This is a genomic window from Azospirillum sp. Sh1 (genome assembly GCF_008365135.1).
Taxonomy (GTDB): domain Bacteria; phylum Pseudomonadota; class Alphaproteobacteria; order Azospirillales; family Azospirillaceae; genus Azospirillum; species Azospirillum oryzae.
The window spans coordinates 156,357-176,697 of the sequence record NZ_VTTK01000007.1; the positions used below are offsets into that span (position 1 = coordinate 156,357).

The 20,341-nt window shown below is 67.9% G+C and carries 17 protein-coding genes and 2 tRNA genes; 6 read left to right on the plus strand and 13 right to left on the minus strand.

Annotated elements, in window-relative coordinates; all coding sequences use genetic code 11:
- Positions 1–201: 201 nt before the first annotated feature.
- A tRNA-Arg gene (locus tag FZ029_RS09835) sits at positions 202–278 on the minus strand.
- 236 nt (positions 279–514) lie between these two features.
- On the opposite strand from FZ029_RS09835, the gene gpt reads away from it, so the two are divergent.
- On the plus strand, positions 515–1,009 hold the full coding sequence (gene gpt / locus FZ029_RS09840) for a xanthine phosphoribosyltransferase (protein WP_188051887.1): 495 nt from the start codon (positions 515–517) through the stop codon (positions 1,007–1,009).
- Positions 1,010–1,174: 165 nt separating this feature from the next.
- Positions 1,175–2,815 carry a hypothetical protein gene (locus tag FZ029_RS09845; RefSeq protein ID WP_149269081.1) on the plus strand — a complete coding sequence of 547 codons (1,641 nt, stop codon included), beginning with the start codon at positions 1,175–1,177 and terminating at the stop codon, positions 2,813–2,815.
- A 4-nt stretch (positions 2,816–2,819) separates the two neighbouring features.
- Here FZ029_RS09845 and FZ029_RS09850 read toward each other — a convergent pair whose 3' ends face one another.
- The 4 genes from FZ029_RS09850 to FZ029_RS09865 form a co-directional block, all read right to left on the minus strand.
- On the minus strand, positions 2,820–3,647 hold the full coding sequence (locus FZ029_RS09850) for an ABC transporter permease (RefSeq protein ID WP_149269082.1): 828 nt from the start codon (positions 3,645–3,647) through the stop codon (positions 2,820–2,822).
- Complete coding sequence (locus tag FZ029_RS09855) at positions 3,644–4,609, minus strand: ABC transporter permease (RefSeq protein ID WP_149269083.1); 966 nt, start codon at positions 4,607–4,609, stop codon at positions 3,644–3,646. Before FZ029_RS09855 ends, FZ029_RS09850 begins: the two co-directional genes overlap by 4 nt.
- Before the next feature lie 26 nt (positions 4,610–4,635).
- Positions 4,636–6,129 (minus strand): ABC transporter substrate-binding protein, encoded by a 1,494-nt coding sequence (locus FZ029_RS09860; RefSeq protein ID WP_149269084.1) that lies wholly within the window; start codon positions 6,127–6,129, stop codon positions 4,636–4,638.
- 92 nt (positions 6,130–6,221) lie between these two features.
- Complete coding sequence (locus FZ029_RS09865) at positions 6,222–8,027, minus strand: extracellular solute-binding protein (RefSeq protein WP_149269085.1); 1,806 nt, start codon at positions 8,025–8,027, stop codon at positions 6,222–6,224.
- A 164-nt stretch (positions 8,028–8,191) separates the two neighbouring features.
- On the opposite strand from FZ029_RS09865, the gene ppa reads away from it, so the two are divergent.
- Positions 8,192–8,749 (plus strand): inorganic diphosphatase, encoded by a 558-nt coding sequence (gene ppa / locus FZ029_RS09870; protein WP_149201686.1) that lies wholly within the window; start codon positions 8,192–8,194, stop codon positions 8,747–8,749.
- Between the two features lie 25 nt (positions 8,750–8,774).
- Here ppa and FZ029_RS09875 read toward each other — a convergent pair whose 3' ends face one another.
- On the minus strand, positions 8,775–9,815 hold the full coding sequence (locus tag FZ029_RS09875; RefSeq protein ID WP_149269086.1) for an NAD(P)H-binding protein: 1,041 nt from the start codon (positions 9,813–9,815) through the stop codon (positions 8,775–8,777).
- Between the two features lie 101 nt (positions 9,816–9,916).
- Here FZ029_RS09875 and FZ029_RS09880 point away from each other — a divergent pair, with 101 nt between their 5' ends.
- The gene (locus FZ029_RS09880; RefSeq protein WP_149269087.1) at positions 9,917–10,822 is read left to right on the plus strand and encodes a LysR family transcriptional regulator; all 906 of its coding nucleotides are present in this window, start codon (positions 9,917–9,919) and stop codon (positions 10,820–10,822) included.
- A gap of 2 nt (positions 10,823–10,824) precedes the next feature.
- On the opposite strand, the gene FZ029_RS09885 is transcribed toward FZ029_RS09880, so the two are convergent.
- On the minus strand, positions 10,825–11,775 hold the full coding sequence (locus FZ029_RS09885) for an L-lactate dehydrogenase (RefSeq protein ID WP_149269088.1): 951 nt from the start codon (positions 11,773–11,775) through the stop codon (positions 10,825–10,827).
- A 280-nt stretch (positions 11,776–12,055) separates the two neighbouring features.
- Between FZ029_RS09885 and FZ029_RS09890 the strand changes: the two genes are divergently transcribed.
- Positions 12,056–14,752: a bifunctional acetate--CoA ligase family protein/GNAT family N-acetyltransferase gene (locus tag FZ029_RS09890; RefSeq protein ID WP_149201690.1), complete on the plus strand. Its 2,697-nt coding sequence runs from the start codon at positions 12,056–12,058 to the stop codon at positions 14,750–14,752.
- A gap of 319 nt (positions 14,753–15,071) precedes the next feature.
- Here the strand turns inward: FZ029_RS09890 and modD are convergent, their stop codons facing one another.
- Genes modD through FZ029_RS09915 form a run of 5 tightly spaced genes read right to left on the minus strand, consistent with a single transcriptional unit; the run spans position 15,072 to position 18,468 of the window.
- Entirely contained in the window at positions 15,072–15,902 is an 831-nt protein-coding gene (gene modD / locus FZ029_RS09895; protein WP_149269089.1) for a ModD protein, read from the minus strand.
- Positions 15,903–15,916: 14 nt separating this feature from the next.
- On the minus strand, positions 15,917–16,912 hold the full coding sequence (locus FZ029_RS09900; RefSeq protein ID WP_149269090.1) for a magnesium transporter CorA family protein: 996 nt from the start codon (positions 16,910–16,912) through the stop codon (positions 15,917–15,919).
- Positions 16,909–17,826 (minus strand): bifunctional methylenetetrahydrofolate dehydrogenase/methenyltetrahydrofolate cyclohydrolase FolD, encoded by a 918-nt coding sequence (folD, locus tag FZ029_RS09905; RefSeq protein WP_149201693.1) that lies wholly within the window; start codon positions 17,824–17,826, stop codon positions 16,909–16,911. The genes FZ029_RS09900 and folD overlap by 4 nt, the downstream gene beginning before the upstream one ends.
- A 1-nt stretch (position 17,827) precedes the next feature.
- On the minus strand, positions 17,828–18,181 hold the full coding sequence (locus FZ029_RS09910) for a DUF167 family protein (protein ID WP_188051888.1): 354 nt from the start codon (positions 18,179–18,181) through the stop codon (positions 17,828–17,830).
- Positions 18,182–18,183: 2 nt separating this feature from the next.
- Entirely contained in the window at positions 18,184–18,468 is a 285-nt protein-coding gene (locus FZ029_RS09915) for a YggT family protein (RefSeq protein ID WP_109073245.1), read from the minus strand.
- Between the two features lie 282 nt (positions 18,469–18,750).
- Between FZ029_RS09915 and FZ029_RS09920 the strand changes: the two genes are divergently transcribed.
- Positions 18,751–18,826: transfer RNA gene (locus tag FZ029_RS09920), tRNA-Ala, on the plus strand.
- Between the two features lie 561 nt (positions 18,827–19,387).
- On the opposite strand, the gene FZ029_RS09925 is transcribed toward FZ029_RS09920, so the two are convergent.
- Entirely contained in the window at positions 19,388–20,173 is a 786-nt protein-coding gene (locus FZ029_RS09925) for a DUF3800 domain-containing protein (RefSeq protein ID WP_211104131.1), read from the minus strand.
- Positions 20,174–20,341: the final 168 nt, after the last annotated feature.

A 20,341-nucleotide genomic window follows, 5' to 3' on the forward strand; every position in this document is an offset into this window, starting at 1 on the left:
GGCCGGGCGGCCGAGCTGGCCCGAACCGGCGGCCCAAGTCCGGCGGCCCAAGTCCGGCGCAAGACGGGTCGGCAAAAAGTTGGGCCGGCAAAAAGTTGGACCGACACAGGAAGGACGGCGAAGCCCGAAAACAGAAAAAGCGGCCGAAGGGCCGCCTGCTGTCAAATTATCGAGTTTTCAGGACCTGTATTCGAAGCAGAATGGCGCGCCCGAAGAGATTCGAACTCCTGACCCTCAGATTCGTAGTCTGATGCTCTATCCAGCTGAGCTACGGGCGCGCTGTGTATTCTGCGACGGTCGGCGGTGTCGCCTTCCGTCCATCCCGGCGTCGGCGGCGGGCCGTCGGCGTCGAGGCGCGCAACATACTCAAAGCCCCCCTGCCCCGCAAGCGCTTTTTTCACGAATTTTCGGCGGACCTGCGGCGTCGGAGCATGGGCATGCAAACAGCCCCCGATTGCCGGGCGGCGGCGGCTGGGTTATACAGTCCGCTTGCTGTTTTTGGAGAGTCAGTACCGTGGCCGAAGCCCCCTTCAACAAGCATTTCCCGGTGTCCTGGGAAGAGCTCCACCGCAATGCCAAGGCGCTGGCCTGGCGCCTGATCGACCGCGGCCCGTGGAAGGGCATCATCGCGATCACCCGCGGCGGCATGGTTCCTGCGGCGATCATCGCGCGCGAGCTTGAGATCCGCATGATCGACACCGTCTGCATCTCCAGCTACGACCACCAGCAGCAGCGCAACGCGACGGTGCTGAAGGGCGTCGAGGGCGCCAACGCCGGCGACGGCGAGGGCTGGCTGATCATCGACGATCTGGTGGACACCGGCAAGACGGCGGAAGTCGTGCGCAAGATGCTGCCCAAGGCGCATTTCGCCACCGTCTACGCCAAGCCGGCCGGCCGGCCGCTGGTCGACACCTTCATCACCGAAGTCAGCCAGGACACCTGGATCCACTTCCCCTGGGACATCGAGCTGCAGTTCTCGCAGCCGATCGCCAAGCTGCGCAACAGCTGAACGGCCCTGTCCACGGCGCGGCCGCCCGCATCCGGCGGGGGGCCGCGCCGAGGCCCATATCCTGTCCGGGTCATTACATAAAAATTTACCGTTTGCGTCCTAAATGACGCGCGGCGGTGCCTGTGCGCCCGCCATCGCTTCCCAACATCGCGTGGCGGCCCGCGCATGACCGACGAAATACGCCCGGAAGAGCTGCACCAGGACGAGTTGCGGCACAAGATCGACGCCCTGGTGGCGCGGCTGCCGGCCAGCCTCGTCTACAGCCTGCTGAGCGAGATCGAGGGCATGGACAGCGAGCCGACCGACCGCGTCCAGCTCGTCCGCCAATATGTCATCGAGTATCTGAACCGCCAGCGCACCAACCGCGCCCGGCGGCTGTTCACCAACCTGTTCGAAGCCTTCCTGATCGACGACGACGTGCTCTATCACGGCGGCGTCGCCATCCCCGGCATGCTGCAGCGGGTCGATGTCGGCGCCCTGTGGGAGGCGCTGAGCCGCGACGCCTTTCCGCTGCTGGCGGTGGAGGCGCAGGAGATGCTGGACGAGATGGCGCGCGGCGAGGTGATCGACCGCATCCTGCGCTCCCCCGTCGCCACGGTGATGAAGGAGCGGATGCGCGTCGCCGCGGTGAAGCATCTGGACGCCGTGCTGGCCAACAAGAAGGCGATGGAGGAGCTGCTGGCCGGCATGTCGCGCAACCGGCCGCGCCGCACCCGGCTGATGTCGGGATTCCTGGAAAAGACGCCGACCATCGATGTCAACACGCTGCGGCTGATGCATCTGGTGCTGACCCATGCCGAAGGAGCGGGGAAGCCGGTCGCCGACCGGCTGGAGGAGTTCCCCGCCAGTTGCAACGGCGAGGCGGAGGCGAACCGGCTGGCCGACCGGCTGCTGGACGCGACGGACCAGCTGCGCGACCGCTGCGGCGACGATCTGGCCAACCTGCTGCCGCTGTCGGTGCTGACGGTGAAGCGCAATTATCCGGTGGCGGCGCTGTATATCCGCCAGAGCGGCGTCGATCCCGGCCGCGGCGACGCCATGACCGCGGCGCTGACCGGCCATTTCATCGGCGTCACCCGCGCGCTGACCGCGGCGCTGACCGTCATCCTGAAGCTGAACGACCGGGTGCCCGGTTCCGCCATCCGGCCCAGCGCCAAGGAGAAGGCGCGGCTGGAGGCGCTGGTGCAGCGTCTGGACCAGCTGGTCCACGCCGCCACCTCCGCCGGGCTGATGGAGGACCGGCGCAGCGAGCCGGCCTTCCGCAACGCCTGGACCCAGGCGGCGAAGATCATCGGGTCGCGCGTCGCCGCGGTGGCGATGGAACGCTCCGCCCAGGCCGCCGCCGCCCGGCGCCAGCCGGTGATCGACCATGCCGACATCGTCTGGCTCGACCGGCTGCTGTGGCGCTGGCAGGGGATGTCGCGCGATTTCGGTTTCGAGACCTACGATCTGGTGAAGTGGCGCGAAAGCCTGCTGGAGGAGCTGCGCGCCAATGTCGAGAAGGCGATGAAGTTCGAGGAGACCGATCCGCTGGACGAGCGGATGGAGCATCTCCTGCGCATCGACGGCATCGCCGGCGTGTTCGGCCAGCGCGTCAGCGCCTGGATCCCCACCTTCAGCCACAACATGACCCGCCTGCTGTCGCACCGGCTGGAGCGCGGCGGCGAATTGGGCGCGGAGGAGCAGGCGATCATCGACGACCTCGTCGCCACCGCGCGCACGGAGGTCGGCAAATCGCGCTATTGGAAGAGCAACGAACTGATGGACCTGATCGAACTGTCGGAACGGACGCGGCAGGTGGGGTGAGGGCTCACATCACCCCCGAAGACCGGTGCCGCGGGTCGAGCCAGTCGCGCAAGCCGTCGCCCAGCATCGTCAACCCCATCACGCTCAGCGCGATCGCCACACCCGGAAACACCGCCTGCAAGGGCGCGGTGAACAGGTAGGTCTGGGCGTCGCCCAGCATCCGGCCCCAGCTGGGGCTTGGCGGCTGGATGCCGAGGCCGAGATAGCTCAGCGCCGCCTCGTTGACGATAGCGACGGCGAACAGCACGGTGGCCTGGACGACGACGATCCCGGCTATGTTGGGCAGCACATGCACCAGCGTCGCCGACAAGGGCCCCCGCCCCAGCGCCAGCGCCGCCCCGACGAAGGGCCGCCGCCACACCGCCAGCGCCGCGCCGCGGGTGACGCGGGCCAGCACCGCGGCGTTGAACAGCGCCAGAGCCAGCACGACATTGACCGCCCCCGCCCCCAGCGCCGCGGTCAGCAGGATCGCCGTCAGCACGGCCGGGAAGGCGAAGACCAGATCGCCCAGCCGCGCCACCACCTCGTCGCCCCAGCGCCCGAGCGCGGCGGCGAGCAGCCCCAGCGGCACCCCGCCCAGCAGCCCCAACCCGACCGCCGCAGCACCCACGGTCAGCGAATTGCGGGCGCCGACCATGACCATCGACAGCACGTCGCGCCCGAAATGGTCGGTGCCGAGCCAATGGGCCGCGCTGGGCGGCTTCAGCCGGGCGATCACCCGCACCTGCTCCGCCGGGTAGGGAGTCCACAGCAGCGACAGCAGCGCCATGACGACCAGCAGCAGGGTCAGCGCAGCGCCGAGATAAAGGGAGAGGGGGAGCGGCCGCCTCACGACGACACCCCTTTCGGACGCGGGTCGGCCAGCGCGCAGGCGATGTCGACCAGGGCGTTCACCACCACCACGAACAGCGCCAGCAGCACGACCACCCCCTGCACCACGATCAGGTCGCGCTGGCCGATGGCCTGATAGAGCAGCCGGCCCAGCCCCGGCAGGGTGAAGACATTCTCCACCACCACCGCCCCGGCCACCAGGAAGGAAATCTGCAGCCCCAGCACCGTCGCCACCGGGATCAGCGCGTTCGGCAGGGCATGGCGCAGCAGGACCGCGGTGCGGCTGACGCCCTTGGCGCGGGCGGTGCGGATGTGGTCCTCGGACAGCGTGTCGAGCACGGCGGTACGGGTGACGCGGGCGAGGATGGCGGCCTCCGGCAGCGCCAGCGCCAGCGCCGGCAACAGCAGCGCGTGCAGCGCCGGGCCGATGCCGCCGCCCCAGCCGGGCCCAGTCCAACCAGGGAATCCGCCGGCCGGGAACCAGTGCAGGGTCAGGGAGAACAGCAGGATCAGCAGGATGGCGATCCAGAAGCTGGGCATCGACACGCCGAGCTGCGAGAAGCCCAGCACCGCCCAGTCGCCGCCCCTGCCCCGCCGCGCCGCCGCCAACAGGCCGAGCGGCAATGCCAGCGCCGTGCTGATGACCAGCGACAGCAGGGCCAGCGGCAGGGTCACCGCCAGCCGTTCTGCCACCAGTTCCGCCACCGGGCGGGCGTAGGTCAGGCTGACGCCCAGGTCGCCGCGGGCAAGCGCGCCGGCCCACTGCAGGTAGCGGGTAAGGATCGGCTGGTCGAGCCCCATCTGGCCGCGCAGGGCCGCCAGCGTGTCGGGCTGCGCGTTGACGCCCAGCATCAGCAGCGCCGGGTCGCCGGGAACCAGCTGCAGCACAGAGAAGACCACGATGCTGGCCAGCCAGACGGTGACGATCAGGCTGACCAGCCGTCGCAGCAGGAACGCAAGCACGCGGGTCTATCCTTACCTGCTTGGCCTTACTTCCACGAGACGCCGGTGACGTCGTTGGCCTGGACCGGGCGGTTCACCCACATGCCGGTCAGGCCGGCCTTCTGCACCGTCACCGACGGCAGCATGAAGAGGAAGCCGTTGACCGCATCCTCCGCCAGCACCTTCTGCTCCTCGCCATAGAGCGCGTTGCGCTTTGCCGGGTCCTGGGTGCGGTTCAGCTCGTCGTTCAGGGCGTTGAAGCGCTCGCTCTTGTAATTGAAGTAGTAGTCGGGCCGGGCGTAGATGTCGATGTCCAGCGGCTCGGTATGGGCGATCATGGTCAGATCGTAATCCTTGCCCTTGAACGTCTTTTCCAACCACGCCGCCCATTCCACCGGCTCGATCTTCGCGCGGATGCCGACCTCCGCCAGCATGGCGGCGACCAGTTCGCCGCCGCGCCGCGCATAGGGCGGCGGCGGCAGGCGCAGCGTGGTGTCGAAGCCGTTGGGATATCCCGCTTCGGCCAGCAGCGCCTTCGCCTTGGCCGGGTCGTAGGGGTACATGCCGGTCAGATCGACATAGCCCTCGCGGTGCGGCGGGAAATGGCTGCCGATGGCGACGCCGTTGCCATAGAGCACGCCATCGATCAGCGTCTTGCGGTCGATGGCATAGGCCATGGCGCGGCGGACGCGGACATCGTCGAAGGGCTTGCGGGCGTTGTTGGTCGACAGGATCGTCTCGCCTTCCGTCGAGCCGACCGTCACCACGAATTTCGGGTCGTTGCGGAACTCGGGCAGCGCCTCGTAGGTGCTGAACTGGGTGAAGGCGTCGATGTCGCCGGCCTTCAGCGCCGCCACCTGGGCGGCGGGGTCGCTGATGAAGCGGAAGGTCACGCGGTCGAGCTTCGGCTTCAGGCCGTCATAGTCCGGGTTGCGGACCAGCACGACGCGGTCGCCGGCAACCCAGCGGTCGAACTTGAAGGGACCGGTGCCGACCGGCTTCTGCTTGTTGGTCGCCGCCGATTCCGGGGCGACGATGGCGGCGTCGCCGCTCGCCATGTGGAACAGGAACAGGCCGTCGGGGCGTGACAGGGTGACGACCGCCGTCTGCGGATCCGGCGTCTCCACCTGGGAGATCGGGGCGAAATAGGCCTTCTGGGCGTTGACGGAATCAGCGGCGCGCGCGCGATCCAGCGTGAACTTCACGTCGGCGGAATCGGCGGTGGTTCCGTCATGGAACTTGGCATTCGGACGCAGGGTGAAGCGGTAGGTCAGCCCGTCGTCCGACACCGTCCAGCGTTCCGCCAGACCGGGGACCAGCTTGCCGTCGGCATCGACGCGCAGCAGCGGTTCGAACAGGTTGGCGTAGGTGACTTCCTTGATGGCGCCGGCCGCGCCGGCGGTCGGGTCCAGATGCGGCGGCTCCAGCGCCATGCCGACGACGAGGTCGGTGCGCGGCTGGGCCGTTGCCGTCAGGGATGTGGCGGCCAGCGCCAGCGCTGCTGATGCTGCCAGGGTGAAACGCTGCTTGGCGGTCGACATGGTTGGCAAACTCCCCCGTCTCGTCGTTATCGACGTTCTCTTTGCCGCGATGATGCGGTGCGGCGCGGGAGAGCGCAAGCGAAGCCGCCACGCTATTCCACCCACCAGCTTTCCAGCATCGGGCCATAAAGCGGGGTGACGGCGGGACGGTGCAGGGTCGACCAGCGGGCGATGCGGTCGACCGGACTGTGGAACAGCGGGACCATGTAGTGCCCCCACAGCAGAACGCGGTCGAGCGCCCGCACCCGGCCGACCAGCGCGCCCCGCGTCGTGGCGGCGGCGATGGAGCGGGCGAGCGCATCGACCACCGGGTCGCGGATGCCGGCAAGGTTGCGGCTGCCCTCCTGTCCAGCCGCATCGGATCCGTAATAATAGAGCTGCTCGTTGCCCGGCGACAGGCTGGATGCCCACCAGCGCATGGTCATATCGAAATCGAAACCGTCCAGCCGGGCCTGGAACTGGGCGCTGTCCACCGTGCGGACGCGCGCCTCGATCCCCAGCGGTTCCAGCGAGCGGGCGAACTCCAGCGCCACCCGTTCCTCCGCCGGATCGGACAGGAGGATTTCGAAGGCGAAACGGTTTCCCGCCGCATCGGTCAGCCGGCCGTCGCGCACCCGCCAGCCGGCCTGCTCCAGCAGCCGCATCGCCTCGCGCCTGTTGGCCCGCAGGCCGGCGGGGCCGCCGGCGTTGGCGTTCCCGCTGTCGGGCAGGGTGAAGGGCCTAGTGAAAAGGTCGGGCGGCAGGCGTTCGCGGAACGGCTCCAACGCCTGCAATTCCTCGCCGTCCGGCAGGCCGCGGGCGGCGAGTTCGGAGTTGGGGTAGAAGCTGGCGGTGCGGGTCAGCAGGCCGTGGAACAGGTTGCGGCCGATCCAGTCGAAATCGGTCGCCATCCCCAGCGCCCGGCGCACCCGGATATCGGCGAAGACCGGCCGGCGGGTGTTGAAGATCAGGCCGCGCGCCGGTTCGGGGCGGTGGTTCGGCAACTCCTCGCGGACGATGCGGCCGTCGCGCAGGGCCGGGCCGTCGTAGCCGGTGGCCCATTTGGCCGGATCGTTTTCGTAACGAATGTCGCCCTGCCCGACCTTGAAGGCCTCCAGCGCCACGGAATCGTCGCGGTAATAGTCGAATTCCAGACGGTCGGCGTTGAACTGGCCGACGCGGGTCGGCAGATCGCGGCCCCAATAGTCGCGCACCCGCTCATAGACGATGCGGCGACCGGGATCGACCGCGGCGACGCGGTAGGGGCCGCTGCCCAGGATCGGCTCCAGCGTCGTGCGGCTGAAGTCGCGGCCCGCCCAGAAGGCCTTGGAATGGATCGGCATCAGCCCCATCAGCAGCGGCATCTCGCGGTCGATGGTCCCATCGGGGTTGGACGCGAAGGCGAAGCGGACAGTCTGTTGGTCGGGCGCCTCGGCCGCCGTGACCTTGGCGTAGAACAGGCGGCGGTTGGGGGTGCCGTGCAGCCGCTGCGCCTCCAGCGAGAACAGCACGTCGGCGGCGGTCACCGGCGTGCCGTCATGCCAGCGCGCCTTGGGGTTGATGTGGAAGGTGACGGCGGAGCGGTCGTCCGCCACATCGACCCGGTCGGCCAGCAGGCCGTAGAGCGAGAAGGGCTCGTCCCACGACCGCGTCAGCAGCGTTTCGAAGACATAGCCCATGCCCAGCGCCGGCACGCCCTTGACGATGTGCGGATGCAGGCTGTCGAAACTGCCGGTCACCGCCTGCCGGATGGTGCCGCCCTTCGGCGCCGCCGGGTTGACGTAGGGGAAGGCGGTGAAGTCCGGCGACAGGGCAAGGTCGCCATGCATGGCGATGCCGTGACGGGGGGACCCGGCCAGCGCCGGATGGGTCGCCAGCAGAGCCAGGAGAGTTAGGAGAAGAACGATCGGGCGGGCCATGACCGGCAGGGTTGCCGCTTTGCCGCACCTGCGCAAGAGCCAGCGCAAGTTCCTTGGACTCAGGGTGCGTTCCGCCTAAACTCCCGCCCCGCGTGGCGCCGGACCGGGCATCGGCGCCAAAACAAGAACGTGCCCTGAATACGCCAGTCGAAGGAACGCGATACATGGATCTGAGCAAGCTCGCCGCGGGCAAGAATCCCCCCTGGGACGTCAACGTCGTCATCGAGATCCCGATCGGCGGCCAGCCGGTGAAGTACGAGGTCGACAAGGAATCGGGCGCGGTGTTCGTTGACCGTTTCCTGCACACCGCCATGTTCTATCCCTGCAACTACGGCTTCATCCCGCACACCCTGTCGGGTGACGGCGACCCGGTGGACGTCTGCGTCGTCGGCCAGCACGGCGTCGTCCCGGGCGCGGTCCTGCGCTCGCGCCCCATCGGCGTCCTGTACATGGAGGACGAGGCCGGCGAGGACGAGAAGCTGCTGGCCGTTCCGGTCGACAAGCTGCACCCGTTCTACACCGACGTGAAGGACTACACCGACCTGCCGTCCATCGTGATCGAGCAGATCGCCCACTTCTTCGAGCACTACAAGGATCTCGAAAAGAACAAGTGGGTGAAGGTCCGCGGTTGGGGCAACGCCGAAGAGGCCGCCAAGAAGATCGAGGAAGGTCTGGCCCGCGCCCTGGAAGCCAACAAGGGCAATCCGGGTCCGGTGGTCTGAGGGTAGTGGTTTGAACCGTGTGGCCTCAGCCAGGATGACTTGAGGCCACGCGGTCGGGCATGCATCTCCTCGCCTCCGGCATATCCGCCGGCAGTGCGGGGAGATAGCCCAGCCCTTCAAGCGTACGGCGCACGGCGAGGTCCAGCGGCGTGTGCGGTTCGTCAGCCAGGAGGGCCAGCAGGCGGCGGTTGTCGAGCCGCACCGGCTGTTGCCACAGATAGCGCATCTCGCAAAGTTCGCGGAACAGCGGCACCGCCAGACCGGCCAGCCGCAGCAGCCACCAGGGCATCCGCCGCACCGGCAGGTCCGGTTCGCCGAGAGCGCGGGCGATTGCCGCGACCATCCGGCTGCCGTCGGCATCCCAATGGCCATCCATGTGATACATCGCGTCGTCGCCCAGATCGGCCTCGCGGTCGAGCAGGCGCATCGCCGTTTCCGCCACATCGGGCAGATAGGCCCACTGGTGACCGATCCCCGGCTGGCCCGGCTGGTTGATGCGGGTCGGCGGCTTCCCGGGCGTCAGCAGCCCCTGGCTGAACCAACTGTTGCCGGCCTTGGGACCAAAGAAGTCGCCGCAGCGCAGGATCAGCAGCTTCGCCCCCTGCCCCACCGCGCGGTGCAGGCGGCGTTCCATCTCCACCCGGATCGCACCCTTGCGGGTCAGCGGGTTCTGCGCCGCGGTTTCCGGGATCAGCGGGAAGACGTCGGGGCCGTAGTTGTAGACGGTGCCGGGCAGCAGGATGCGGGCGCGGTTGGCGCAAGCCGCGGCGATGCTGTTGTCGAGCATGGGTAGAACCAACCGGTCCCAGTGCCGGTAGGCCGGCGGATTGACCGCATGGACGATCAGCGCCGCCCCCTCGGCCGCCGCCATCACATCGCCGGCGTTCATCGCGTCGCCGACCATCCACTCTATGTTGTCCGGACGCAGGTTCTCCGCCGGTTTGCGGCGCAGGCCGCGAACCCTCCAGCCGCGCACCGCCAGCGCCCGCGCCATTTCGCCGCCGACCCCGCCGGTCGCTCCCAGAACCAGGGCGGTCCTGCCTATGCCGGTCGCCTGTCGTGCCATCGCCGCCTCCATCGCTCTTGCGCTTGGTGATGGGGAAAGGATGGGTCGAGGCGTGGCTGAACGGAATTGTCGAACTGCGGCGAGCCGCTATACTGAAATCGATGAACCCGCCGCCCCCCAGTTGGGACCTCTACCGCAGTTTCCTGGCGGTGATCCGTGAAGGATCGCTGTCGGCGGCGGCGCGCGCCCTGGGGTTGACACAACCGACCCTGGCCCGCCATGTCGCGGCGCTGGAGGAGGCGGTCGGCGGTTCCCTGTTCGTGCGCTCGCCGCGCGGGCTCGATCCCACCGATGCGGCGCTGGCCCTGAAGCCGCAGGCGGAAGCGCTGGACGCGGCGGCGGCAAGTCTGTGGCGAACGGCGTCGGGCTGGGGGGCGGAGGTGCGCGGCACCGTGCGGGTCACCGCCAGCGAGGTGGTGGGCGCCCGCATCCTGCCGGCGGTCCTGGCCGCGCTGCGGGAGCGCCACCCGATGCTGGAAGTCGAGCTGGTGCTGTCCAACGGCATCGACAATCTGCTGCAACGCGACGCCGATGTCGCCGTGCGGATGGTGGAGCCGGACCAGCAGGCGTTGCTGGTGCGCCGCGTCGGCAGCATCGCGCTGGGGCTGCATGCCCACCGGCGCTATCTCGACCGCCACGGCGTGCCTCAGTCACTGGAGGATCTCGACGGCCACAGCCTGATCGGCTTCGACCGCGAGACGCCGGACATCCGCGCCCTGATGCAGCGGGTGCCGGGCCTAACCCTGCCCCGCTTCGCCCTGCGCACCGACAGCCATCTGGCCCAGTTGTCCGCCATCGAGGCCGGATACGGCATCGGCATCTGCCAGGTCCCGCTGGCGCGGCGGAATCCCGATCTGGTCCGGCTGCTGGCCGACCGCTTCGAACTGCCGATGGGGGTGTGGGTCGCCATGCACGAGGATCTGCGCTCCACCCCGCGCTGCCGTGCCGTCTTCGACGGGTTGGTTGCCGGGCTGGCGAATCATGTGTCAGCGAATCACGTGAGGTAGCGTCAACTGGTCCAGCCCATGCGGCGTTCCACCCCGTCGGCAGCCTCCTTCAGGATTTCGGCGCTGTGGCGGAGCGCGGCTTGCTCCTCCGCCGACAGGTTGGGCAGGACGGTGTCCACCACGCCGCCGGCGCCGATGACTCGCGGCAGTGACAACACCACCTGCGGCACCCCGCAGACATCGTCGGTCAGCATGGCGCAGGTCGCCACCAGCCGTTCGTCGGCGCCGATGGCCGCCACCAGCCGGGCCAGCCCGCCGGCGATGCCGAAGGCGGTATGGCCCTTGCCGTTGATGATCCGGTAGGCGGCGCGGCGCACCCCCTCGTCAATGGCGGCGCGGTCCTCCGCCGTCAGGCTGCGGTGGAGCTGGGCGGCCGCCTGCTCGACGGACAAGCCGGCGACGGTGGCGCTCGACCAGAGCAGAACCTCCGAGTCGCCATGCTCGCCCACCACATGGGCATGGACGGAACGCGGCGTCACCGCCAGCTGTTCGGCCAGCAGGGCGCGGAAGCGCGCGGTGTCCAGCACGGTGCCGGAGCCGATGACCCGGTTGCGCGGCAGGCCGCTGATCCGGGTGGCGATCTGCGTCATCACGTCCACCGGGTTGCTGGCGACCAGCAGCACGGCGTCGGGGGCGGCCCTCAGCACCTCCGGAATGATCGCGCCGAACACCTTGGCGTTGCGCTCCAGCAGCTCCAGCCGGGTTTCGCCCGGCTTCTGGGCGACTCCGGCCGACAAGACGACCACCCCCGCCCCCTCCAGCGCGGCATAGGAGCCGGCGCGGACGGTGACGGCATGGGTGAAGGGCACGGCATGGGCGATGTCCTGCGCCTGGGCCTGGGCCAGCGCCTCGTTCATGTCGACCAGCACGACCTCGCTCGCCGCACCGGTGGTCACCATGGCGAAGGCGGCGGTGCTGCCGACGAACCCGGCCCCGACGATTCCGACCTTCATGAACAGGCTCCTTTGCGCAAGTTGGCGTGCGGTTGGCCAACAGCTTGGCGGCGGTCGGCGTCCCGCCGCAAGAGCGCATCGGACCGCTTGCGGGTTTTGGTGGGCGGTTTTGCATAGGCGCGACGAAACGCCCCCTTGCCCAATGGTCATACCAGCCCGTAATGTTGCGCCGCAGCAAATGGCGGGGATGAAAGTCCGGGCTTGCGCTGTTCGTCATCAAAACCGTCGGCATCCCGTGGCAGACTGGGACCGGCGCCTTTTCCCAGCACCGGATCCGGTCATGACCGTTCGCAACCTCGACAAGCTGTTCAAGCCCGCCTCGATCGCCCTGGTCGGCGCCAGCCGCAAGCCCGGAACGGTGGGGGCCGTGGTGGCCCGCAACCTGTTCCAGGCCGGATTCGACGGGCCGGTGATGCCGGTCAACCCGACCGAACGCGCGGTGGAAGGGGTGCTGACCTACAAGACGGTGGACAGCCTGCCGATCACGCCGGACCTGGGCGTCATCTGCACCGCCCCCGACACGGTGGCGGCGACCATCGACGCGCTGGGCAAGCGCGGGACCAAGGCCGCCATCGTCATGACCAACGGCATGTCGGCCGAACAGACGCAGGCGATGCTGGAGACGGCCAAGCCCTATCTGATGCGGGTGCTGGGGCCGAACAGCCTTGGCGCCATGGTGCCGGGCCGCGGCATGAACGCCAGCTTCGCGCCGGTGGCGCCCCGCAAGGGCGACGTGGCGCTGGTGGCGCAAAGTTCCATGGTGCTGACCTCGGTCGCCGACTGGGCGACCTCGCGCGGCATCGGCTTCTCGCATCTGGTGTCGCTGGGCGACCGCGGCGACGTCGATTTCGGCGACCTGCTGGACTATCTGGCCTCCGACGTCACGGTGCGCGCCATCCTGCTCTATATCGAGAGCATCACGCACGCCCGCAAATTCATGTCGGCCGCCCGCTCCGCCTCGCGCCAGAAGCCGGTGATCGTCATCAAGGCCGGCCGGTCCGACGAGGCGCAGGAGGCCGCGGCCTCGCACACCGGGGCTCTGGCGGTGTCGGACGCCGTCTATGACGCGGTGTTCCGCCGGGCCGGCGTGCTGCGGGTGAACGATCTGGCCGAATTGTTCGACGCCGCCGGCACGCTGGGAACCGGGGTGCCGATCACCGGCGACCGGCTGGCGATCCTGACCAACGGCGGCGGCATGGGCGTGATGGCCACCGACAAGCTGATCCAGGCCGGCGGCCAGCTCGCCGCCCTGGCGCCGGAAACGCAGGAGGCCCTGGCCAAGGCGCTGGGTCAGCCGCCGGGCGGCACGCCCTTCCGCAACCCGCTGCGCATCGGCGCCGACGCCACGCCCAAGCGCTATGCCGAAGCGCTGAACGCGCTGATGCAGGACAGCGGCAACGACGCGGTGCTGGTCCTGCACTGCCCGTCCGCCCTGACCGACAGCGAGGCCATCGCCCAGGCGGTGGCGGAGACGGTGCAGGCCAACAAGGCCCGCCGCCACCCGGTGCTGACCAGTTGGATCGGCGACCAGTCGGCGATGGAAGCGCGCAAGCTGTTCGCCGACAGCCGCATCCCGACCTACAACGGCCCGTCCGACGCGGTGCGCGCCTTCATGCATCTGGTGCGCTACCGCCGCAGCCAGCAGCTTCTGATGGAGACCCCGCCGTCGGTGGCGGAGGATTTCCAGCCCGACGAGATCACCGTGAAGAAGGTGGTCTCCCGCGTCATGGCCGAGAAGCGCGAGTGGCTGAGCGAGTATGAGGCCAAGCGCGTGCTGGCCGCCTACGGCATCCCGGTGGTCGACACCCGCGTCGCCGAGACGCCGGAGGAGGCGGCGAACGCCGCCCGCGTCATCGGCGGCCCGATCGCGCTGAAGATCCTGTCGCACGACATCACCCACAAGTCCGACGTCGGCGGCGTCGCGCTGGGCCTGACCGGCCCGGACGAGGTGCGGGCCGAAGCCGAGGCGATGCTGAGCCGCGTCGCCGAACTGGCGCCCGACGCGCGGATCGAGGGCTTCACCGTGCAGGAAATGGCCGTCCGCCCCGACGCCTACGAGCTGATCGTCGGCATGACCGAGAACGAGATGTTCGGCCCGGTCCTGCTGTTCGGCGAAGGCGGCATCGGCGTGGAGGTGGTGGAGGATTACGCGCTGGCCCTGCCGCCGCTGAACATGAAGCTGGCGGCCGAGCAGATGAGCCGCACCCGCATCCACCGCCAGCTGCAGGGCTACCGCTCGCGCGCGGCGGTCGATCTGGACGCGGTGGCGCTGACGCTGAACAAGGTCAGCCAGCTGGTGGTCGATTTCCCCGAGATCGCGGAGATGGACATCAACCCGCTGCTGGCCGACGCCGACGGCGTGCTGGCACTGGACGCCCGCATCAAGGTTGGCGTGCCGGTGCTGGCGGGGGCGGCAAGGCTGGCGATCCGGCCGTATCCGAAGTCGCTGGAAGACCGCATCACCATCAAGGACGGCCGCCAGTTCTTCGTCCGCCCGATCCTGCCGGAGGACGAGCCGCTGGTGCACCATCTGGTGGAGAACCAGACGGCGGAGGATTTGCGCCTGCGCTTCTTCGCGCCGCTGAAGCGGCTGTCTCACCAAGCGGCGGCGCGGCTGACCCAGATCGATTACGACCGCGAGATGGGCCTGATCGCCGTCGGTCCAGACCCGCAGACCGGCGAGACCATCATGTATGGTGTGGTGCGCATCACCGCCGACCCCGACAACCGCCGCGCCGAATATGCGGTGATGGTGCGGTCCGACATGAAGGGCCAGGGGCTGGGCTATATCCTGATGAACAAGATCCTGGATTACGCCCGCTCGCGCGGCATCCGGGAAGTCTATGGCGAGGTTCTGCGCGAGAACACCAACATGCTGAACATGTGCCGCGCGCTTGGTTTCGTCCGCAAGGAGAACTTGGACGAGCCGGGCGTGGTCGAGGTCCGCATCGAGCTGGGCGGCGGGCTGGCTGGCTGAGGGTTCTTATACCGGCGGTTGACTACAGCCATGGATAGGGCAATATCAGGCTTGGCAGGCAGGGGGATTCCGGCCCCCTGCCCGCCAGCCCGATGCTAGCTGAAGAGATCAAGCAGACGCTTGACGATCTCCAACGCCAGGATCAGGAGTTGGAGGATTTCCTTCATCCTCTGTTCTCCTTGTGCGCAGCGGGGATGGCGGCCAGTCCGCCATCCCGTCCGCGTCGCCACTGTGGCGCACGCATAGGTATTGCGGAAGCGCTTTTGCTCGCAAAATCAGGCTTGCGAAGGGCTGCGACGCGCTGTCACGGGGTGCGGCTTTACGCCGGCTCCAGCACCACCTTGACGTCGGCGGGCTGGCCGAAGAAGGGGGCGGAGGTGATCAGCAGGCGGCAGCCGGCCGCGGCATAGGCGGCGGCGTTCGCCTCGGTCACGCCGCCGGCCGGAGCGACCACCGGCGGCGGGGTCAGGTTGCGAGTCGCCTCGATCACCGCGCGGGCGGCGTCGGGCGGCAGCTTTTCCAGCTGGATCACGTCGGCGCCGGCCTGCGCAAAGGCCACCGCCTTCTCAACCGATCCGACCTCCACCACGATCTTCTTTTCCGGCGCCTTGCGGCGCAGCGCCGCGATCCACGTCTCCGGCGGTTCGCTCAGGAAGGCGCGGTGTTCGGGGAAGACCAGCAGCGTTTCCGACAGGCCCAGCCGGTGCATCACCGCCCCGCCCGCCTGCACCGCCTTGACGCTGAGGTCCTTGGATCCTTGAAAATTCTTGCGGGTGCAGGCGACGGTGACGCCGGGAGCGGCCTCGACGATGCGCTGGGCGCGGGTGGCGATGCCGGAGGCATATTCAACCAGCGTCTGCGCCACCTTCCAGGCCCGGTGCAGCGATCCGGCCGGGCCGTCCGCCTCCAGGAAGACCGTTCCGGCCTCGACAGCCGTGCCGCTGGGCTCGACCCGCAGGACCCGGCCGCCGGCCTTCTCCACCAGCCGCGCCGCCTCCTCCGTCCCGGCCAGCACCATGGCGCCGCGGGCGGCGAAGCTCATGCGCGCCGGACGGGCGGCGATGCCAAGCGAATCCGTGGTCAGGTCGCCGTAGGGAACATCCTGCGCCAGAAGCGCATCGAGGGCGGCGTCGGGCAGGATGGTCGTCATCGGAGTTTCCGTTATTAAAGCCAGCCGCGACGGCGGAAGTACCAAAGCGGGACCACCGCCGACAGCACCATCAGCAGGATGGCCATGGGATAGCCGAAGTCCCAGTCCAGCTCCGGCATGTGCTTGAAATTCATGCCGTATGCAGACGCGATCAGCGTCGGCGGCATCAGGGCCACCGAGACGACCGAGAAGATCTTGATGATGGCGTTCTGTTCGATGTTGATCAGGCCCAGCGTGGCGTCGAGCAGGAAATTCGCCTCGTGCGCCAGGAAGCCGGCATGCTCGGTCAGGGACCGCAAGTCGCGCGTCATCGTCTTCAGCGCGGTCTTCTGTTCCTTGTTCAGCCGGCCGCCGCTGACCGAGGTCATGAACACCACCAGCCTGTCGAGCCCGGCCAGGCTGTCGCGCACCTTGTGGGTCAGGTCGCCGGCCCGGCCGATGCCGCGCAACACGTCCTGCAACTCGTCCGGCTTCTTGGCCGCCTTGCCGAAGCCGCCGCCGTCCAGCGAATCGTCGAAGACGCGGGCCGACAGCTCGTCGATGCGGCCGCCGACCAGCTCCAGCACGTCGGCGACCCGGTCGATCACCGCGTCCAGCAGCCCGAACAGCGCGCTCTCCCCGGTCGCCAGCAGTTCCGGCTGGCGGACGCAGCGGGCGGCGAAGGTGATGACCGGCAGCGGTTCGGTGTAGCGCAGCGTGATGAGATGGCGCGGGGTCAGCACGAAGGTCAGCTCGCCCTGTTCCGGGTGGGGCGAGGTGGCGCGCGAGATGATGGGAGAGGTCATGTAGATCCCCTCCCCCTCGACATAGAGCTGGCTGGAGGCCTCGATCTCCTTCATCTCCTCGCGCGTCGGCAGGTCGCAGCCGGTCAGCGCGCCGACATGGGCGCGCTCCGCTTCGGTTGGACGCAGGAGGTCGATCCAGACCGCGCCGCCCGGCAATTCCTCGCCGAGTTCCAGCGGTTGGCGCACCACCCGCCCGTCTTCGGCACGGGCGTGGACGGTGATCAACGCGCGCTCCCCAGGGCGGCCTCTTCGGGCACCGGCGCACCGGCGGCGCGGCAGGCGGCGGCCAGCGTGTTCAGCATCAGGCAGGCGATGGTCATCGGGCCGACGCCGCCGGGGACGGGCGTGATGGCACCGGCGACCTTGACCGCCTCGTCGAAGGCGACGTCGCCGACCAGACGGGTCTTGCCCGGCTCCGCCGCCGCGACGCGGTTGATACCGACGTCGATCACCGTGGCGCCGGGCTTGATCCAGTCGCCACGCACCATCTCCGGCCGGCCGACCGCCGCCACCAGGATGTCGGCGCGGCGGCATTCCTCCGGCAGATCCGCCGTGCGGGAATGGGCCATCGTCACCGTGCAGTCGGCCTGCAGCAGAAGCTGCGCCATCGGCTTGCCGACGATGTTGGAGCGGCCCAGCACAAGGGCGCGCTTGCCCTTCAGGTCGCGGCCCAGCGTGTCGCGGATCAGCAGCAGGCTGCCCAGCGGCGTGCAGGGCACGATGGCGCCCGGCTGCCCGGTGGCGAGCAGGCCGGCATTGACGACGTGGAAGCCGTCGGCGTCCTTTTCCGGGACGATGCGGGCCAGCACCTTCTGGCTGTCGATATGCTTGGGCAGCGGCAGCTGGACCAGGATGCCGTGCACGGCCGGATCTGCGTTCAGCCGGTCGATCAGGGCCAGCAGGTCGGATTCGGCCATGTCGGCCGGCTCGTGATGGTCGAAGCTGTTCATGCCGAGTTCGACCAGCGCCCGCTCCTTGGAGCGGACATAGACCTGGCTGGCCGGATCCTCGCCCACCAGCACGACGGCCAGACCGGGGGTGACGCCATGGCTGGCCTTCAGCGCCGCCACACCATCCGCCACCCGCGCACGCAGGCCGGCCGCGAAGGCCTTGCCGTCGATGATCTTCGCGTCCGCCATGCTACTCTCCACCCTCGCTACCCAAATCGTCGATCAGGACCGACAGCCGCGGCAGCAGAATTGCCGGGTCGCCCGCCACATGCAGAATCTTGTTCCGGTCGGTGGCGCCGGCCACCACCGTCAGGCTGGTCTTGGGCAGTTTCCATGCCTTCGACAACAGTTTTATGACGGCCTCGTTGGCTTTGCCGTTTTCCGGCACCGCCGTGACCGCCAGTTTCAGGACCCGTCGTCCTTCTCCCTTTGCCCCGGCCATCTCGGCCGTACCGGTCACCGCGTTGCGCGACGCCTTGGGTGTCACCCGAAGTGCGACGCGCAGGCCGTCGGCGACCGCCTCGAAGGGGGAGGATGCCGCCACGGTCAGAAGCGCGGCCAGTATTGCGCCAGCAGGTTCTGGATGAAGGAGATCGCCAGCAGCACGACGATCGGCGACAGGTCCAACCCGCCCATGTTGGGCAGGACGCGGCGGATCGGGCGCAGCACCGGTTCGGTGATGCGGTACAGGAAATCGCCGATCAGATAGACCGCGCGGTTGCGCGTGTTCACAACGTTGAAAGCCACCAGCCAGCTGAGGATCGCCGACAGGATCAGGACCCAGAAGAACAGGTCCAGGATGGTGTTGATGAGCAAATACAGCGCGATCATGCCGGGCCAGCTCCAGTGCGGTTTTTGCGACGGCCGCGCGCAGCGCACTGCGCGGCGGGCGCCAGCCTTTTCCGGGCACCCTAAGCATAAGCGCGGAGGCCTGTCCAGTACGGCGGCCCGCCGATCGCCCGAGCGGCCTGCGGCGGATCGGCCGTCCTACGCCCCATCCTGCGCCATCCCACACCCGCTTCATTTTTTCTGAATCAAGCGCTTGACAGCACCCCCCGTGATGGACAATATCCGCGCCACGCCGGGGCGACGAAGACGCCACGGTGTGAGTGTGGGGCCGTAGCTCAGCTGGGAGAGCGACGCGTTCGCAATGCGTAGGTCGGGAGTTCGATCCTCCTCGGCTCCACCATTTCCCCCTTCTCCGGAGGGGTGAGACAAGTCGATGGATTGTCAGCGGGCGTTGCCGGGAACGGCATCTGGCCCGCTTTTTTGTTTGGTCATTGATAAAGCGGAGTTCTGGCGGATTCGGCTATCCGCCAGTAACCAATTTCAGCGCCCGGGGCCTCCGGATCAGAAACGTCGGAGATGGCCATCAGGTCAGTTCCAGGCGTCAGCCAAGCGCATGCCATTGATTATCTGGGCGCCCCCACAAGGTGAGGGCGAACAGGACACTCTTCCGCCATCCCGCAAGGCCGAAATTCTCCGCCGGCGCAATGAAGGGGTGGCTCAGGGCCTCAGGGTGGGCGATGTTGGGTGTGTCCGCGAGTTGCAATTCCGTGCTGATGGCGTCCTGTATCGCCTGCTTCCACTCTCTGGCCCGACGCCGCCCCGATCCCGATGCGCGGCCTGACGTGTCATGATATGTCTTGACGGCATCACCCCGTTGCACTAAGTCTAGATCAAATGGTTCGGGCTTTCTCGAACGGCGTTGAGGCTCTGGAGTGATCCAGGGCCTTTTCGCTTTTTACGGCTATGGGAAGATTTTTAGCCCAATCCCCTCGTAGCCCTTTACGCGATGAGACGGACGGGTCGCCCGAGACATACCGACCATGCCGTCGGTCATCAGTTTCTTTTCCACGATGTCGAAGGCGCGGTTAGCCTGTTCTGGCTCCAGCACATGACGAGCGACCGGATACGCAGCCAGATCGGCCAGTTGCAGGCCAATTGAGTTGCATGACTTCGATGCAAAACGCAGCTCGAAATGATGGTCCCAACCTTCGTTCTCGTCGAGGATGCGGCGGAACTGCAGTTCCAGATCCTTGTCTTCAGCCTTGCCGCGCGATTCGGCAATGATGTGGGTGCGCTTGCCCCGCTGCTCCTGAGCGATCAGGAACCGGTAGGTTCGCTCCAGGCAGTATTGCAGAGACAAGTGATAGGGGTTGTAAGGATTCCGGTAGCGTTCCTTATGCCTGATCTTGTCGATCGCCGTGACGCACAGGGTAAAAGGCGCCTCGGCGATCACCGCCGACATGCCGCTCAAGAACTTTGCGCGGCGTGCGGCATCGCGCAACACCGCAAAGTCGCCCTGCTGCTTGCGGATATCGCGGCTGTGCAGCACGGCCAAGTCGTGTCCGAAGGTGTCGAATTTCAATGAATCGAGCGCCGGAGCAACCTCCGTTGCGTAATCGGTCTTCCGCAAGATGCAGAAGGCCAGAGCGAACAAGGGGAACTCAGCACTGATCGAGGTCAGACTGTGATCCCCACTTTCGTCCACAAATATGATGAAGTCACTGAAATCATTATCTGCTTGGGTCAAAATTCCAGCCCTGCCGATATAATCCGAGCAGCACTCGCCTCACCCTCGGATCATAGTCAGCGATCAAGCATCCCGCAATAGCTGTGGATGTCCACCTCTCATCACCTTATTGAGCCGGATGCGGAAGCGGGAACCTCCATAATGACGCACGGCAGCACCAGTTCACAC

What these genes read in the sequence shown, in the direction of transcription:
- FZ029_RS09880 (WP_149269087.1), top strand. Translation starts at nt 9,917, where the DNA reads ATGAACCCGCCGCCCCCCAGTTGGGACCTCTACCGCAGTTTCCTGGCG.
- FZ029_RS09875 (WP_149269086.1), bottom strand. Translation starts at nt 9,815, where the DNA reads ATGGCACGACAGGCGACCGGCATAGGCAGGACCGCCCTGGTTCTGGGA.
- FZ029_RS09915 (WP_109073245.1), bottom strand. Translation starts at nt 18,468, where the DNA reads ATGATCGCGCTGTATTTGCTCATCAACACCATCCTGGACCTGTTCTTC.
- folD (WP_149201693.1), bottom strand. Translation starts at nt 17,826, where the DNA reads ATGGCGGACGCGAAGATCATCGACGGCAAGGCCTTCGCGGCCGGCCTG.
- ppa (WP_149201686.1), top strand. Translation starts at nt 8,192, where the DNA reads ATGGATCTGAGCAAGCTCGCCGCGGGCAAGAATCCCCCCTGGGACGTC.
- FZ029_RS09885 (WP_149269088.1), bottom strand. Translation starts at nt 11,775, where the DNA reads ATGAAGGTCGGAATCGTCGGGGCCGGGTTCGTCGGCAGCACCGCCGCC.
- modD (WP_149269089.1), bottom strand. Translation starts at nt 15,902, where the DNA reads ATGACGACCATCCTGCCCGACGCCGCCCTCGATGCGCTTCTGGCGCAG.
- FZ029_RS09865 (WP_149269085.1), bottom strand. Translation starts at nt 8,027, where the DNA reads ATGGCCCGCCCGATCGTTCTTCTCCTAACTCTCCTGGCTCTGCTGGCG.
- FZ029_RS09860 (WP_149269084.1), bottom strand. Translation starts at nt 6,129, where the DNA reads ATGTCGACCGCCAAGCAGCGTTTCACCCTGGCAGCATCAGCAGCGCTG.
- FZ029_RS09845 (WP_149269081.1), top strand. Translation starts at nt 1,175, where the DNA reads ATGACCGACGAAATACGCCCGGAAGAGCTGCACCAGGACGAGTTGCGG.
- FZ029_RS09890 (WP_149201690.1), top strand. Translation starts at nt 12,056, where the DNA reads ATGACCGTTCGCAACCTCGACAAGCTGTTCAAGCCCGCCTCGATCGCC.